The sequence below is a fragment of the Mesorhizobium sp. LSHC412B00 genome (assembly GCF_000503035.1).
GTDB lineage: Bacteria > Pseudomonadota > Alphaproteobacteria > Rhizobiales > Rhizobiaceae > Mesorhizobium.
In genome coordinates this window covers 1-16,200 of record NZ_AYWB01000014.1, presented here as the reverse complement: position 1 = coordinate 16,200, position 16,200 = coordinate 1, and the positions used below count along the sequence as shown (strand labels likewise).

12 protein-coding genes and 2 pseudogenes are annotated in these 16,200 nt (G+C 58.0%); 11 read left to right on the top strand and 3 right to left on the bottom strand.

Annotation, left to right across the window (positions count from 1 at the left end; all coding sequences use genetic code 11):
- Positions 1–71: 71 nt before the first annotated feature.
- The gene (gene hisC / locus X757_RS143140) at positions 72–1,211 is read right to left on the bottom strand and encodes a histidinol-phosphate transaminase (protein WP_023727112.1); all 1,140 of its coding nucleotides are present in this window, start codon (positions 1,209–1,211) and stop codon (positions 72–74) included.
- A gap of 226 nt (positions 1,212–1,437) precedes the next feature.
- The gene (gene nifA, locus X757_RS143145) at positions 1,438–3,204 is read right to left on the bottom strand and encodes a nif-specific transcriptional activator NifA (RefSeq protein ID WP_050593961.1); all 1,767 of its coding nucleotides are present in this window, start codon (positions 3,202–3,204) and stop codon (positions 1,438–1,440) included.
- Between the two features lie 1,157 nt (positions 3,205–4,361).
- Between nifA and X757_RS143150 the strand changes: the two genes are divergently transcribed.
- Positions 4,362–5,690, top strand: coding sequence for a dicarboxylate/amino acid:cation symporter (locus X757_RS143150; RefSeq protein WP_023727109.1), 1,329 nt, complete (start codon positions 4,362–4,364; stop codon positions 5,688–5,690).
- A gap of 304 nt (positions 5,691–5,994) precedes the next feature.
- Positions 5,995–7,026: a LacI family DNA-binding transcriptional regulator gene (locus tag X757_RS143155; RefSeq protein ID WP_023672231.1), complete on the top strand. Its 1,032-nt coding sequence runs from the start codon at positions 5,995–5,997 to the stop codon at positions 7,024–7,026.
- A 599-nt stretch (positions 7,027–7,625) separates the two neighbouring features.
- Here the strand turns inward: X757_RS143155 and X757_RS143160 are convergent.
- Positions 7,626–8,651, bottom strand: coding sequence for a LysR family transcriptional regulator (locus X757_RS143160; protein WP_023685028.1), 1,026 nt, complete (start codon positions 8,649–8,651; stop codon positions 7,626–7,628).
- Positions 8,652–8,888: 237 nt separating this feature from the next.
- Between X757_RS143160 and X757_RS143165 the strand changes: the two genes are divergently transcribed.
- The 9 genes and pseudogenes from X757_RS143165 to X757_RS0134590 all read left to right on the top strand — a co-directional run.
- Positions 8,889–9,482: a NodA family N-acyltransferase gene (locus X757_RS143165; protein ID WP_023694280.1), complete on the top strand. Its 594-nt coding sequence runs from the start codon at positions 8,889–8,891 to the stop codon at positions 9,480–9,482.
- Complete coding sequence (gene nodB, locus X757_RS143170; protein WP_023672235.1) at positions 9,479–10,138, top strand: chitooligosaccharide deacetylase NodB; 660 nt, start codon at positions 9,479–9,481, stop codon at positions 10,136–10,138. The genes X757_RS143165 and nodB overlap by 4 nt, the downstream gene beginning before the upstream one ends.
- Positions 10,139–10,151: 13 nt before the next feature.
- On the top strand, positions 10,152–11,510 hold the full coding sequence (gene nodC / locus X757_RS143175) for a chitooligosaccharide synthase NodC (RefSeq protein ID WP_023727108.1): 1,359 nt from the start codon (positions 10,152–10,154) through the stop codon (positions 11,508–11,510).
- Positions 11,511–11,543: 33 nt separating this feature from the next.
- A complete protein-coding gene (gene nodS / locus X757_RS143180) occupies positions 11,544–12,152 on the top strand; it encodes a nodulation methyltransferase NodS (RefSeq protein ID WP_023727107.1) in 609 nt (202 codons plus the stop codon).
- 37 nt (positions 12,153–12,189) lie between these two features.
- A pseudogene (locus X757_RS143185) lies at positions 12,190–12,423 on the top strand (carbamoyltransferase N-terminal domain-containing protein); the annotation flags it as partial.
- Positions 12,424–12,477: 54 nt separating this feature from the next.
- The gene (gene nodI / locus X757_RS143190; protein WP_023685034.1) at positions 12,478–13,389 is read left to right on the top strand and encodes a nodulation factor ABC transporter ATP-binding protein NodI; all 912 of its coding nucleotides are present in this window, start codon (positions 12,478–12,480) and stop codon (positions 13,387–13,389) included.
- A gap of 3 nt (positions 13,390–13,392) precedes the next feature.
- A complete protein-coding gene (locus tag X757_RS143195) occupies positions 13,393–14,181 on the top strand; it encodes an ABC transporter permease (protein WP_023698293.1) in 789 nt (262 codons plus the stop codon).
- 64 nt (positions 14,182–14,245) lie between these two features.
- Positions 14,246–15,220 carry a LysR family transcriptional regulator gene (locus X757_RS143200; RefSeq protein ID WP_023685036.1) on the top strand — a complete coding sequence of 325 codons (975 nt, stop codon included), beginning with the start codon at positions 14,246–14,248 and terminating at the stop codon, positions 15,218–15,220.
- A gap of 489 nt (positions 15,221–15,709) precedes the next feature.
- A pseudogene (locus X757_RS0134590) lies at positions 15,710–16,200 on the top strand (type I secretion system permease/ATPase); the annotation flags it as partial.

Below are 16,200 nucleotides of genomic sequence, written 5' to 3'. Positions count from 1 at the left end.
TAAAAGCAGGCTGTTTTTCTTGCTGGGATCACCAGCAAGTCGGAAGAGATGTGTGTGATCGCCGATTAGCGTCAGCGTAACGAAGAAGCAGAGCCTGACGCTTCCCTGCCTCTGGAGCTTGGCACCGTTAAGCTTCCAGCAATGTCGCCAGCGGCAGCAAGAAATTCATCCATCTGCTCTTTTGTGCCGATGCTGACGCGGATACAGTGTTCCAAGCCTTTGTCCGGAAAAAACGCGACAAGTATCTTTTGCCTCTCCAATGCTGCTTGCCACCATGAGCCGTCCTGTCCCGCGGGCACACGGGCCAGCAAGAAATTTGCGCGGGAGGGTGTTACGGAAAATCCGAGTTGCGATAATGCAACTGTCACTCGCTCTCGTTCATCCTTGATGTGCTTGTGGTTGTCTGCGTAGGCGCCGCGATGCGCAAGCACGCTGATACCTACGGCATGCCCGATCACGTTCATGTTGAAGACGTTCTGGATGTTTCGCAGCCTTCCAATAATTTCAGGGTGACCGAAACCGAAACCGACGCGAATGCCGGCGGCGGCATAGCTTTTCGAGAATGACCTCAAGATCAGAAGGTTCGAATACCGGTTGATGAGGCGCAGTCCGTGATCGGGTGCAAAGTCGACGTATGCCTCATCAAGGACAATCAAGCGGTCCGATTGTGCTACGAGGCGTTCGATATCGCTGATCGGGAGGAATGTTCCGGTCGGATTGTTTGGATTGGCCAACATAATAAACTTGGCGTCTTTTGCCGGACCGGAAAGCAATTGCTCCATTGGCAGGGAATGAGCTTGACATCCGATTTCGAGGAACTCAGCGCCCTGAAGCATGGCAAGTTTGCGGTTGAACGAAAACCCTGGCGACATCATCGCAACCTTGTCGCCGGGTGCGAGGAAAGCTCTGTAGATCAGTCCGAGCAGTTCAGACGACCCGTTGCCAGCGATGACCTGATCCCTGGAAACGCCATAGGCGCTGGACGCTGCTTCCCTCAGTCTGAAGTTGTCGTCATCCGGATATAGATACTGGCGCTTGAGGGCCGCCACTGCACTTTGCATTATGATTGGCGGCAACGGAAACGGGTTCTCATTCGTATTCAGCTTGATAAAATTTCCGTCCGGCGCTGGTCCGTTGGACGGCAGAGCATCTAACTGTCGTGTCACTTGCGAAAGAGCCGAAAGCACAGTTTGCAGTTTTGCATCGGACATATTTTACTCCGTTTCAGTCACACAGGGGGCATCCGTATGAGCTCGCAACGAGAGCAACATGGCGGACGAGATTGACGATGGCAGGGTTGCCTTTCACACAATGGTCGCAGCGCCGGCTGACATGGAATTCGGCCAGGCTGTCCTCGGTCGAATCGAGTTGACGCGGACGCGGATCTGCATCGCTGCGCGGCGCTAAGCGGCTCAGCTCATGCCCAGGGTCATGCTTTCAAAGACGCTTGATCTCGACGCCATATTTCCTCAGCACGTAGCCAATCTGACGCGGGGTCAGCCCAAGCAGGCGCGCTGCCTTTGCCTGCACCCAGCCACATCTTTCCATGGCAGCAATGACGCGCTCTATGTCGGGCGTCCTCGCCCCAATTGGGTGGGTTGCGCCGGCAAGCGGGACTGTAGTCGCGGCCGAACTGGCGGCCGCGTCCGGCGGCGTGGCCAAATTCGCTGACTCCGACAGGATCGGCGGTGGTTGCAGCGCGGCCTTGCCCGATCTGCACTTCCACAGCGCCTCGGCAAAGCATTGGCCTTGGGAGCAGGCAAAGTCGTTTCTCCCGATTGACAGTCCCTCGGCCAGGATCGCTGTCCGGTGCACGCAATTTTCAAGCTCGCGAATGTTGCCGGGAAACTCACATTTCATGAGCACTTCAATCGCACGCGGATCGAAGGTGAGCGTACAGCCGTTCTCGTTGTTGAACTTCTTGAGAAACTCAGCTGCGAGGAGCGGAATATCGCTGCGCCTTTGGCGCAATGCTGGTACCAGCAAGGGAACCACGTTGATGCGGTAGTACAGGTCGGCGCGGAACTCATTCCTTGCAACCGCCTCTTCCAGGTTCCTGTTCGTGGCGGCAATCACGCGAACATCGACCTTGATGGTCTGATTGCTGCCGACACGCTCAAACTCCTGCTCCTGCAGCACGCGCAGTAGCTTTGCCTGGAACGAGGCCGAGATCTCGCCAATCTCATCCAGAAACAACGTCCCCTTGTCAGCGAGCTCAAAGCGCCCCTTGCGGGAATTGAATGCGCTTGTGAAGGCACCCTTCTCATGACCGAACAATTCGGATTCCAGGACTGTCTCTGGGAGCGCTGCACAATTGAGTTTAACGAAGGGCCGCTTGGCGCGCGGCGACAACTCGTGAATTGCCTTGGCAGCCAGCTCCTTCCCGGTACCGGACTCACCTCGCAACAGAACTGTGGTTTTTGCCTTCGCTACGACCGCGATCTTCTCCAGCAGTGCGCTTATCGCCGGACTGTCACCAATCATCCCCTCGACGTGAACCTTTTTGCGCCGGGGTGCAGGGTGCTTAACATCAGAAAATTTCGTTTGCAGCCGATGTTCCAGCTCCGGCGTTCGCTCGCGGTCGACCGCGGAGAAGCGATGCAACTTGACTGTCTGTCCCACCATGTTGGCAATCATGGTAAGCAACCGGACATCATCGTCGAGCCGATAGCTTGACCTGCTTTCCAAAACCCGGTCCAAAGTCAGCGCGCCTATGGCGTTCCCATCAACACGAATGGGAACGCCGATGAACGACACGGTGTCGGAGGCCCCAAGCACCTCGATATCAGCGGCAGTGAAGGTCGGATGCATCACTATGTCGTCGGCGACAAGCGGCGTGTCGGTCGTCACAATCTGGTCGATGGCGTTGCGCGGCAGGCGCGAGCGGGAGGGCTCATTGCCGTTCGTGCCGCAGCCGCTGGCCACTGTGATGTCCAGTCCGCCCTCGGCATCGCAGAGAGCGATGATGCCGTGCCGCATCTGCACAAACGAGTGCAGGAGATCGACTACCTTGGCCAACTTGAGTTCGAGCCGGGCGGCATCGGCGAGTACTTTCGATATTTCGAAGATGCCGGTTAGCGCGCGCTCGTGCAATGCCACACTCGCAGGATTCGTGTCGGACTTTGGACAACCCTTTATCGCATTCGGCAGCGATATGCCGCAGTCGCGGGCATTCTGTTCTGACTTGCTAATGTTGTGGTGCATGTGATCCTCGATCTCGCGCCATCAAATCTAGGCTGGCGGCATGTGCGCCGCGACATCGTGGGCACGCGCGAAAATGCTCCGACGTGAACTCGTGCCGCCGCCGTGTGGTCGAGTGCAAAGCGGGTCTAGCCCTGACGCATCGCTTGGCTACTCCCTCCACGAGGCTTGGCCATGTTATTGGCTTGCCCCGGGCAAACACACGTTGTTTTCAAAAGACTGGAGCGAGGCGGCATAGTCAATCGAGCTTTCTTTCATCTGTGAAAGGAAACCTCGCGGCCTATGATAGGATTCATCAGTTCTATCTTTGCGATGAAGCAGAAATACCTGGGCCGGCCATGCGTTGCCCGAGCGGCTGACCGCGCGGAGTGTAAATGCGGGGCCGTGCCATTCACCAGCGCCCGCGAAGGAGGGTCGGGAGCGATAATAACCGCCAACGGCACTGGTCGGTTGCGGCAACCGCCATCTTTCTCGAGTTGATCAGGCGGCGGCGATGTCGGGTGTGAAGGCGCGAAGCTGGCGTTGAGTACGACTTCCTAGGCGGTGCTCGCAACTTCTGAATCGCATCGTCGTGGTCAGCACCATCACCGGCCTGGGGCCGAAATCGGCGCACTCAATGAGCGTATCGAAAAGTCTGAACAGATTACGATGCGACCGCTTGAAAACGGCTGCCCCTGCTGCGGGCGTTGATTTGCAAAATGGGTCGTCCAAAAGGCCGTCCGAATTTATTCTGTGATTGCAGTGGCTGCATGGTCGTAGGCTGTCTAGAAACGAGCGCTTCCGAACAGGGGTAAGTTAGCCTGTCATCTGGACGGCCTTGAACAGGCGACCTATTGGTACGCGCTGGCGCCAACGATGGGGCCCGGTCCAAAGCCGGCCAACGAGGAACCCACCACGCTCTGTGCAGCAAAACCGCTAGCCAGAGGGATCGACCGGCGGCACTCTGCCACAGACCATCAAGGGCGTTGGGACCGCGGCCTTGCCCGCTGGTCTGACACCGCATTCCTCCATCATTGGCGAGCCCACATCAGTTCAGGTGATCGGATTCATCTGGCATGGGTATTGCGGCGGCGTTGGTGCAGCGTTCGACCGGAGCGCCGCGATAGGGAGAAGCCCGGGAGAAGTCACGCCACCTCGATCCGGTCAGGGAGAGAGAAACAGTGTCAGCTGCACAAGTCCGCGGCGCGAGTCCCGCGCCCCGCAAACCCTTGTACACCAAGCTCTACGCCCAGGTGCTTGCCGCCATCGCGCTCGGCGTCGCAATTGGCTATTTTTATCCGGAGACCGGCGAGAGCCTGAAGCCGCTGGGTGATGCCTTCATCAAGCTGGTCAAGATGATCATCGCGCCTGTCATCTTCCTGACAATTGCGACCGGCATTGCCGGCATGAACGATCTTCATAAGGTCGGCCGGGTCGCCGGCAAGGCAATGGTTTATTTCCTCACCTTCTCAACGCTCGCGCTGATCGTCGGCCTCATCGTCGCCAATGTCGTCCAGCCTGGCGACGGCCTGAACATCGATCCGGCCTCGCTCGATGTCCAGGCCGTGAATACCTATGCCGCAAAAGCCAAAGCGCAGTCGGTCACCGGCTTCCTGATGAACATTATCCCGCCAACGATCGTCGGTGCCTTCGCGGAAGGCGACATCCTGCAGGTGCTGTTCTTCTCGGTTCTGTTCGGCATGGCGCTTGCGATGGCCGGAGAGACGGGCAAGCCTGTCGTTTCCTTCCTCCAGGCGCTCATTGTGCCTGTCTTCAAGCTCGTCGGAATTCTGATGAAGGCCGCGCCGATCGGCGCTTTTGGCGCGATGGCCTTCACCATCGGCAGATATGGCATCGGTTCGGTAGTCAACCTCGCGATGCTGGTCGCGACGTTCTATTTCACCGCCTTCCTCTTCGTGTTCGGGGTTCTCGGCGCAGTCTGCCGTTACAACGGCTTTTCGATTTGTTCTCTCATTCGTTACATCAAGGAAGAGCTGCTGCTTGTCCTCGCAACGTCCTCCTCGGAGGCGGCGCTCCCGTCGCTGATGGAGAAAATGGAGAAGGCGGGCGCCAGGCGTTCGGTTGTGGGTCTCGTCATCCCGGCCGGATATTCGTTCAATCTGGACGGCACGAATATCTACATGACGCTAGCGGCTCTCTTCATCGCACAGGCGACGAACACGGATCTGTCCATCGGCGATCAGGTGCTGCTGCTGCTCGTAGCAATGCTTTCCTCCAAGGGCGCTGCAGGTGTGACAGGTGCGGGCTTCATCACCCTGGCGGCTACGCTCGCGGTAGTTCCGAGTGTTCCCGTTGCTGGGATGGCACTGATACTCGGCATCGACCGATTCATGTCCGAATGCCGGGCGCTGACGAATTGCGTCGGCAACGCAGTGGCATCCCTCGTCGTCGCACGCTGGGAAGGAGAGTTGGACCGAGCACAGATGAAAGCTGCCTTCAGCGGTCATCAGCTTACCGAGGCATCAAACCGGCTACCCTCCTGCAAGTAAGGTGGGCGGCCCACGACCTGTGAAGTCGCTTAGCTGGTCACATAACTGAACGACCGACCCGCAGCCTCTAAACGGCTCCTCACGGACCATGTATCAGAAGCGCTAAATGTGTGAGTGCAAATCGTCACCGCCCTTTAAGCGAATGAGCCTTTCAGTATACCCGGCCGGTTTACGTCTGCAATGATGTTCGTCCAACACGCTGTGCCCATTCGTATGGGGACGTCTTCACTTTGCCACCCGAAACCGAAACGCGTTAGGCGGACAGAGAGCCGGCCCGCGTCAAAAACCAATCAGAATAGGACCTATGACCAAGCGCCCCACAATTGCCGATCTCGCCCGCGAAGCCCGAGTCAGCGTAGCAACGATCGATCGGGTTCTGAACGCCCGCCATCCGGTGCGCGAGGAGACCGCGCGGCGGGTCCACGACGCCGCCCAGGCGATCGGCTATCATGCTGCCGGGCTAATCAAGCAGCGGTTGCGGCGAGACCTACCGCACTACCGTCTGGGCTTCATCTTGAGAAAACCGGCCCAGCATTTCTACCAAGATTTTGCGCGCGAGGTCGAAGCATCGGTCAATTTGGCCCAGTCCTTCCACGGCATTCCGCTCGTCGAATTCGCCCCGTCACATATGCCGAGCGACCTGATCGCGCCGCTCAAGGAGTTGGGCGCACGCTGCCATGCAATCGCGATGGTGGCACCGGACCACCCGAAAATCACAGCAGCGGTTGAGGACCTCAAGGCCAAGGGCATTCCGGTTTTCTCGCTGCTTTCCGACTTCGCCGCCGGCGTGCGACAGGGGTATATCGGCCTCAACAACCGCAAGGTGGGGCGCACGGCCGCTTGGATGGTGTCCAAGGTCGCAAAACGGCCCGGCAAAGTGGCGGTGTTTGTCGGCAGCCATCGTTTCCAGGGGCACGAGCTCCGTGACGTCGGCTTTCGCTCCTATTGCCGTGAGAACGCGCCCACGTTCGAGGTGCTGGATCCGGTCATGAACCTCGAGAAACGGCAGATCACCTACGAGGCAACGCTTGATCTCATGCAGCGGGAGCCCGAGCTCGTCGGCTTCTATGTCGCCGGCGGCGGCATGGAGGGCGCCATCTCCGCGCTCCGAGAAGAGGGCAAAAGTCGGGATCTCGTCGCGATCGTGAATGAAATCACACCTGAGTCTCGGGCAGCGCTTGCAGATAACATCGTCACGATGGCGGTCGCCACGCCAATGCGCCGGCTTTGCCAGGAGCTGATAACGCTGATGACACGGGCTATCGAGACCGGCACCGCTGAAACACCCGGACAGACATTTCTGCCGTTCGACATCCATCTGCCGGAAAATATATGAAGGCGGAAGCGCGAGGTAGATTGCCTAGATCCGCAGCGTCAACCTCCACCGGCTTCACTTGCCAACATGCCCCACGTTCTCGTGCAGGGGGTGTGGTCAATGATCCCGCACGGCAAGAGCCGAGCGAGGCCAGCACAGTCCATTTGGGGTCGACCTCGTCGACCGCCATCTCCTCGCCTGGCTGCACGTGAAAAGCCGCGGCACAGCCGGCAAGGTAGGAATTTAACCGGGCTAACCATCTTCTGGGACTTCGCACGCAAATCGAGGCGGCAGTCAATTCAGTAGCAGCCCGGGCGTGTGTTCTGCTCGTTCCGGCCCCTCGCACTTAGCAAGGAACTGCGCCGCTCTGCCGGGCCAAAGGCCCGACGCCCGAAGGGCAACCGCTCCTACGCGATCGCGTCCGCCTCCAGAAGCCGCCATCGAAAAGAATGCTCGCGTCGTCACCACCTACGGCCAAAGCGGGCAATCAAGGCAGCTGGCATCACTCTGCCACACATCCTCGACGAGCAACTCGCCTGAGATCAGCCCCAGAACGTAGGTAACACGCGCCGCGCCGGCGCTTGTCGAACATGCTGATCAGCCTGTCTTACAGGCGGTGATTAGGTGGGGCTCAACATCTTCCGGGACTTCGCACGCGATTTCGAGGTGGCAGTCGGTACCAAGAAACGAAAGGTCGGATCGGCGTGCCCGAGACGCTCAATGATTTCAGGCAAAGGCGCCAGGCGAGATGCCTCCTGCAACATCATTTCCCGCATCCACATGCTTGCCGGATCACTATTGTGAAGCTCAGGCCATTGGACGGCTTCCGTGAATGCAGGAGGAGGAAGTGGCGGCGGAAGTTGGACAATCCGCAGGGGTGTTGTTTTTGCGAAATGCTGCGCCAGCCGTAAGGGCATGGTCCCGATGCGGTTGGTGCCTGACAGGACGGGCGGGATCAGGCTAAAGCCCTGTACGACAACTTCGATACGTCTCTCGAAACCGTGCTCGAGCAAATACCATTCCTCCATGGTGGGCTGCCGGGTGTGCCTGAATTTGAGCACAACATGTCCCATGCACAAGTATCGCTCGAATGTAAGTGGCTCCGACAGCTGCTTGTTCGTGCCGCAGCCTACGCCTACGAGCTTATCTTCGAACAGGGCTGCGCGAGGATGTTTCGACATGAACACTTCCGGCATGATTAGAAAATCAACGTCGCCGCGCCGGAGAAGCTCCTCGGGGTCGTCGCAAATAGGCAGACATTCAAAGCGAACGGCGGGAGCTTCCCGCGCAGCGCGCTCTACTATCGTCCTAAAAAATACGAGCGTGATGTAATCGGAAAGCATGATTCGGAAGAGGCGATCCGATTGGGCCGGGTTGAAGGCGTCGGGGGAAATAATCGATAGCTGGATGTGCAGCAATGCATCCCGGACTGCTGGAGCGAGCCCGTCGGCGCGCGGTGTCAAAATGAGCTCGCGGCCGTTCATCGTAAATAGCTCATCGTTGAAATAGGCGCGTAACCGAGCAACGGCGGCGCTCATGGCCGGCTGGCTCAGGTTGATACTGCGAGCCGCGGCAGTGACTTTACGCTCCCTCATCAGAGCGTCCAGCACAACGAGGAGATTTAGATCCAGCCCTTTAAAACGCATGTCATGTTCTATCCAACGTGTGGATGCGTATCATTCAAACAATCAATTTTACGAATTTACGAGCCATGCATTAGAGGAACGTAAATGAGCGACGTCAAGCTCAAATCGACGACACGGGCCGGAACTTCGAGAGAGTGTCTGGCTCACCTTCGCCAACGACAACGGCTGAGTGCAGCCAACAACGCCGCTTTGGTCGAGTAATGCGGCCGCAAAAACCAATATGAAGAGAGGTCCTGAATGCGCCATCAGGTGCAGTGGAAGTTGTGCTGGGAAAACGAGTTGCAGCTCTCCGATCACGTTAAGCTCGCCGAGTTCTTTCGTGATACGTACGGGCCGACTGGGGCGTCCAACGCAGAACCGTTCGAAGGTAGTCGAAGCTGGGCCGGAGCCAGGCCTGAACTCCGCGTAATCGCCTATGATTCAAGCGGTGTAGCGGCTCACATGGGCATACTGCGCCGTTTCATCAAGGTCGACGCGGTCGACCTGTTGGTGGCTGAACTGGGCCTGTACGGGGTACGTCCGGACCTTGAGGGTCTGGGAATCGCCCATTCAATCCATGTCATGCTTCCAATACTGCAGGAGCTTGGCGTTCCATTCGCTTTCGGAACGGTCAGGGACGCGCTGCGGAATCATGTTGAGAGGTTCGGACGGCGATACAGCCCTATGGCCGTTTTGTCGGGAATTCGCGTGCGCTCCACCCGACCAGAGGCCCGCCTCGACCTGCCGCCCACACGCATCGATGACGCACTCACAATTGTTCTGCCAGTTGGACGGCCGATCAGCGAATGGCCCACGGGCACGATGATAGATCGGAACGGACCAGAGCTATGAGCCGGTCCGATTGCTTGTACGAAGTGCGCCGTGAGTGCTCTGACGGCACCGGCCGTCGAAGCGTTTATCTGACGTTTGACGACGGTCCCAATCCACTTTTCACACCGGAGATTCTCGACGTGCTGGCAGAGCAGCGAGTGCCGGCGACTTTCTTCGTCATCGGCGCCTACGCCTTAGAGCACCCATATCTAATCCAACGGATGATCGCAGAAGGGCACGAGGTAGGCAACCACACGATGTCTCATCCGGATCTGTACCAATGCGGTTTCGGCGAAGTGCAACGTGAGGTCTTTGAAGCGAACGACGCCATCATGAGAGCGTGCCCGCAGGCCTCGGTCCGCTTTGTTCGCGCGCCCTACGGCGCCTGGAGCGAAGAAGTCTGCACAGCATCACAGATCGCCGGGCTGGCGGCCCTTCATTGGTCCGTCGACCCTCGAGATTGGTCTCGCCCTGGAGTCGAGGCGATTATCGATAAAGTGCTCGCCTCCGTCCGGCCGGGCGCAATTGTACTCTTGCACGACGGATGCCCTCCCGGCGAGTTGAGCCAGGGCGCTCACGCCGGCATGCGCGACCAGACGGTCACGGCGCTGTCCCGGCTGATTCCAGCACTGCGTGAGCGCGGATTTGTAATCCGCTCACTTCCTCAACATCACTGAACAACGAGATCCCATGACTCTTCTTAGTACAACCAGCACTGTGGCCATTTCGCTTTATGCACTGCTCTCGACTGCCTATAAGAGCATGCAAGGGCTTTATGCTATGCCGACAAAGGATTCGTCGGGGTTGGAGGTTCTCGTCGGCTCCGACAAACTGCCCAGCGTGGATGTCATCGTCCCCTGCTTCAACGAGGATCCGCGCACGCTTTCAGAGTGCCTGGCTTCCATTGCAGACCAAGAATACGCCGGAAGACTTCGGGTCTATTTGGTTGATGACGGTTCTGGAAATCGCGAAGCCTTAGGAACTGTCCACGAAGACTACGCGCGCGACCCCAGGTTCGACATCATTTTGCTTCCCGAGAATGTTGGAAAGCGCAAGGCGCAGATCGCCGCGATACGACGCTCATCAGGGGATCTGGTGCTTAACGTTGATTCAGACACGGTACTCGCGCCCGACGTCATTTCCAAGCTTGTACCGAAGATGCGAGATTCAGCGGTCGGCGCAGTCATGGGTCAATTGACGGCCAGTAACCGAACCGAGAGCTGGCTGACCAGGCTGATAGACATGGAGTACTGGCTGGCTTGCAACGAGGAGCGCGCGGCACAGGCTCGCTTCGGTGCCGTTATGTGCTGTTGCGGCCCATGTGCCATGTACCGCCGGTCTGCGCTCCTTTTGTTACTGGACCAGTACGAGTCGCAATTTTTTCGGGGCAAGCCAAGCGACTTCGGTGAGGATCGCCATCTCACTATCCTGATGCTGAAAGCAGGCTTTCGAACCGAATACGTTCCGAGCGCCATCGCGGCCACAGTCGTTCCGAACAGACTCGGACCGTATCTGCGCCAGCAACTCCGTTGGGCACGAAGCACATTCCGGGACACGCTGCTTGGGCTGCGCTTGCTGCCTAGCCTAAATAGCTATCTCACGTTGGACGTGGTCGGACAGAATCTCGGCGCGCTACTCCTCGCCCTATCGGTATTAACGGGCCTCGCACATTTCGCACTGACAGGCACTGTGCCTTGGTGGACAGGACTGATGATTGTGTCCATGACCATGCTCCGATGCAGCGTGGTAGCATTTCGTGCTCGACAATTTCGATTTCTTGGCTTTTCGCTGCACACGTTCATCAACGTCTTTCTCTTGCTTCCGTTGAAGGCCTACGCGCTGTGTACCTTGAGCAATAGCGATTGGCTGTCGCGAAGCTCTGCTGTCGCTACATCGAACACTGGGGGAAAACAGGCCCCCACCCAAGCTCCGATCACTGGTTCCAGCAGGGCAGAACTCTCGCCCCATTCGGCTCCGCTTCGCAGGCTCAATCTTGCGCGGGATTCTTCGGAATTAGTCCTGTCGGACAACATTTGCGGCGACGACTGACCGCAATACCTAATGGACGAGAGGTGCACGAGTTTGACCCAGAACGTGAATCATCAGTTGCTTGATCGGGAATTGGCCGCTGACGATCCGTGGCGCCTCGACGGCAATCCATTCGAGCGGAAGCGCCACACGCAAATGCTCCAGCTGGCGCTTGCCCAAGGCTCCATTACAAATGCCCTCGAAGTCGGGTGCGCTGCCGGCGCATTCACGGAAAAACTAGTCCCCTACTGCCAAGGGCTCACCGTCATCGATGTCGTGGCGCAAGCGATTGCTCGAGCACGTCAACGGATAAAGGAGCCGTCGCGCATCAACTGGATAGTCTGCGATGTTCAACAGTTTTCGACCGACGAGTTGTTTGACGTGATCGTTGTGGCGGAGGTCCTCTACTACCTCGGAGACATAGCCGAGATGCGCGCGGCCATCAAAAACCTGGTGCGGGTGCTTGCGCCAGGCGGGCATCTGATCTTCGGATCGGCAAGGGATGCTAATTGCCGTCGCTGGGGTCACGCCGCTGGTGCTGAGCCGGTCATCGCCATGCTGAACGAAACGTTGATCGAGGTAGAGCGGCTTGAGTGTCGGGGCGAGTCGGTCAACGAAGACTGCTTGCTCGTCCGTTTCCGGAACCCGATTTCCGCTTCCTGATGAATCTCGAATCTATCGCCGTTAACGTGGAGACACTATGCGCATCTGTGGTACCAAGCTGACCCATGATGGGGCGATCGCCCTGGTCGAGGATGGACGGCTCGTCTTCTGCGATGACCAGGAAAAGCGGCACAACGATCCGCGTTACCAATCCATGGATAATCTCGACGCAATTGTCGCCGCTTTAGCGGAGCAGCGGCTAGATCCTTGTGATGTCGATCAGTTCGTTATCGACGGCGGGGATGGCGAAGACGAGTTACAGTTTCAGATCGGCAGGGAACCAAGCAACCGCCAGTTTTGTCGTCCCGCTCGGTAAAATGAACCCATGTCCATGATAGCGATCGACCTTACTGACGTAAGCAAAACTTATGACAAGCTCGTTGTCGACAGGCTGTCGTTCCGCGTTGCGGCGGGGGAATGCTTCGGGCTCTTGGGACCGAACGGCGCGGGCAAAAGCACGATTGCGCGTATGGTCCTCGGCATGACATCGCCTGATGCGGGGAAGATTACTGTGCTCGGCGCTCCAGTGCCGGCGCGCGCGCGTTTGGCACGTATGCGCATCGGCGTGGTCCCGCAGTTCGACAATCTTGATGCCGCGTTCACTGTACGCGAGAACCTGTTGGTGTTCGGGCGCTACTTCCGGATGAGCAGACGCCAGATCGATGCGGTCATACCATCGCTGCTTGAGTTCGCCCGCCTCGAGAACAAAGCGGATGCGCGCGTCGCCGAACTGTCCGGCGGCATGAAGCGGCGCCTGACGCTCGCGCGTGCGCTCATCAATGACCCGCACTTGCTGGTGATGGACGAGCCGACCACCGGCCTCGATCCGCAGGCCCGCCACCTGATCTGGGATCGGCTGCGATCGCTGCTGGCGCGGGGCAAGACCATTCTTTTGACTACCCATTTCATGGAAGAGGCCGAGCGGCTGTGCGATCGGCTGTGCGTTATGGAGGAGGGGCGCAAGATCGCCGAAGGTCGCCCGTCCGAACTCATTGACGAGCAGATCGGCTGTGACGTGGTCGAGGTCTACGGCGGCAATCCGCATGAACTGGGTGCGCTGATCCGGCCGTACGCACAGCGCATCGAGGTGAGCGGTGAGACGCTTTTTTGCTATGCACCCGATCCGGAGCAGGTGCTGGCGCAGCTACGCGGGCGCACGGGTCTACGCCTTCTGCAGCGTCCCCCCAATCTCGAGGATGTGTTTTTGCGGTTAACCGGGCGCGAGATGGAGGACTGAACAATGGGCGAACGTTATGCGGCGGGCATGCCCGCCAATGCGTGGAATTGGGTCGCGGTTTGGCGCCGCAACTATCTTGGATGGAAGAAAATCGGGCTTGCATCGGTTCTCGGCAACCTCGCCGATCCGATGATCTATCTGTTCGGTCTCGGCTTTGGCATCGGAACAATGATAGGTCCTGTTGAGGGCACTTCGTACATTGCGTTTCTCGCGGCTGGCATGGTTGCCACAAGCGTGATGGCATCGGCGACCGCTGAAACGGTCTACGGGAGTTTCGGCCGCATGGGCGACCAGCGCACCTGGGAAGGAATGCTATGCACTCAGCTGACGCTCGGCGATATCTTACTCGGCGAATTGGCGTGGGCAGCCACGAAGGCCCTCATGGCGGGCACAGCAATCACTATTGTTGCCACCACGCTCGGCTACGCATCGTGGCCATCCATCCTCTGCTTGCTGCCAGTCATCGCTCTCAATGGCCTCGCCTTCGCGAGTCTAGCGATGGTCGTCACGGCGCTTGCGCCCAGTTATGAATATTTCATATTTTATAATACGCTTGTTATTACACCCATGCTGTTCCTTTGCGGCGCGATGTTTCCGATCAACCAATTGCCCGGCGCTTTTCAGTATGCTGCCTCCTTATTACCGCTCGCACATGCAATCGACCTCATTCGTCCAGCGATGCTTGGCCGTCCGATTGACAAAATGGGCCTGCATATCGGCGCGCTTTGCATATACACAGTTTTGCCCTTCTTCTTTTCGATTGCTCTTTTTCGTCGAAGGCTGATGCGTTGACGCTACTCACCATTCGAATTGAATGTTTGGTCGCAACCCATTCACACGCCGCCTAGATCAAGACATGCGTTTTAAGGGACTCGATCTGAATCTCCTCGTTGTGTTGGACGCTCTGGTCAGGGAACGTAAAGTCACCGCGGCGGCCCGCAGTATTAACCTGAGCCAGCCGGCAATGAGCGCCGCCGTTGCTCGGTTACGCGCCTATTTCAGCGATGAGCTATTTACGATGAGCGGCCGCGAGCTCATTTTGACGCCTCGCGCTGAGGGGCTCGCCCCAGCAGTCAGGGAGGCATTGCTGCACATCCAGCTATCGATTATTTCCTGGGACGCCTTCAACCCAGCCCAATCGGATCGTCGCTTCCGGATTATCCTTTCCGATTACATCACGCTCGTATTTTTTAAGAAGATCGTAGAACGTGCTGCGCGGGAAGCTCCCGCCGTCCGCTTTGAATGTCTCCCTATTTCCGACGATCCCGAGGAGCTTCTCCGGCGCGGCGACGTTGATTTTCTGATCATGCCGGAAGTATTCATGTCGAAACATCCTCGCGCAGCCCTGTTCGAAGATATGCTCGTGTGCGTAGGCTGCGGCACGAACAAGCAGCTATCAGAGCCACTTACATTGGAGCGATACTTATCGATGGGGCAGGTTGTGTTCAAATTCGGGGACACCCGGCAGCTCTCCATGGAGGAATGGTATTTGCTCGAGCACGGTTTCGAGAGACGCATCGAAGTTGTCGTACACGGCTTTAGCCTGATCCCGCCCGTTGTATCAGGCACCAGCCGGATCGGGACCATGCCCTTACGGCTGGCGCAGCATTTCGCAAAAACAACACCCCTGCGGATTGTCAAACTTCCGCCGCCACTTCCTCCCGCATTCACGGAGGCCGTTCAATGGCCTGCGCTCCACAATAGTGATCCGGCAAGCCTGTGGATGCGGGAAATGATGTTGCAGGAGGGATCTCGGATGATTCCTCTGCCTAAGAGCACCGGACGTCTCAGTTGTCCCCAAATTGAGAAACTGCCCCCCCCTCGACTATGAGAGGAGGCATGGATGGCGATCCCCCGCCGCCTGCGACCCCGCAACTGCTCAGCAGAAGGGCGGAGCGAACGAGAGTGAATCCATTTCGTAAATGTGTGCCTATCCAAGCAATCGATTTCTGCAATTGTCCGATGACGAATATGAACGCGCCTGAAGGTGTGGAGGCGGAAGCCTGTTCGGGCCCTTGCGGCCGACCACGATGAATCCCTTCCAAACCTTCAGCCNGGACGGTGTTGTTGACCCGCTCCATTAAACGCCGGGACCAAACATATTCGGCGGGAGCACTGATCCTGAACCAGTGAGCGGATGCAGTCGGTTGCCGGTCGGGGAGCAATATAGGGAGCTGGGTCGCCAGCCTCCGGAGACTTACGTGACAACCATTCCTTAAAGGATTCAGCTTTGAGACCCTTCCCTCTGACTTCCGCGATTTGGGGCATTGTGTTGATCAGCGGCGTGGTCAACGTGCTTGCGCTCATCTCGCCGCTGTTCATGCTTCAGGTCTATGACCGCGTTCTGGCAAGTGGCAGCGTATCCACGCTGGTGGGGCTCGTCGTGCTTGCTGCGGGGCTTTATGCGTTCCAATGCCTGCTNGACATTTTGCGCGCCCGCGTGCTGCTGCGGATTGGCGAGCGTTTCGATGGACAGTTTTCCGGACGCGTTCACGATGCGATCGTTCGCCTTCCGCTTTCAACGCGCATGCCGGGCGACGGCTTGCAGCCGCTTCGCGATCTCGACAATGTTCGCGGCTTCTTAGGTGGAAACGGTCCGACAGCGTTCTTCGATCTGCCATGGATGCTGTTTTATCTTGGCATTTGCTTCCTCCTTCATTTCTGGATCGGCATGACGGCACTTATCGGGGCGGTCGGTCTCACATCTCTGACACTCCTTGCCAACACTCTCTCGCAAGGGCCGATAAGCGATACCGTTGCCCACAACATGGCACGCAATGGTCTGCTGCAAGCAGCGCGTTGCAATGCCGA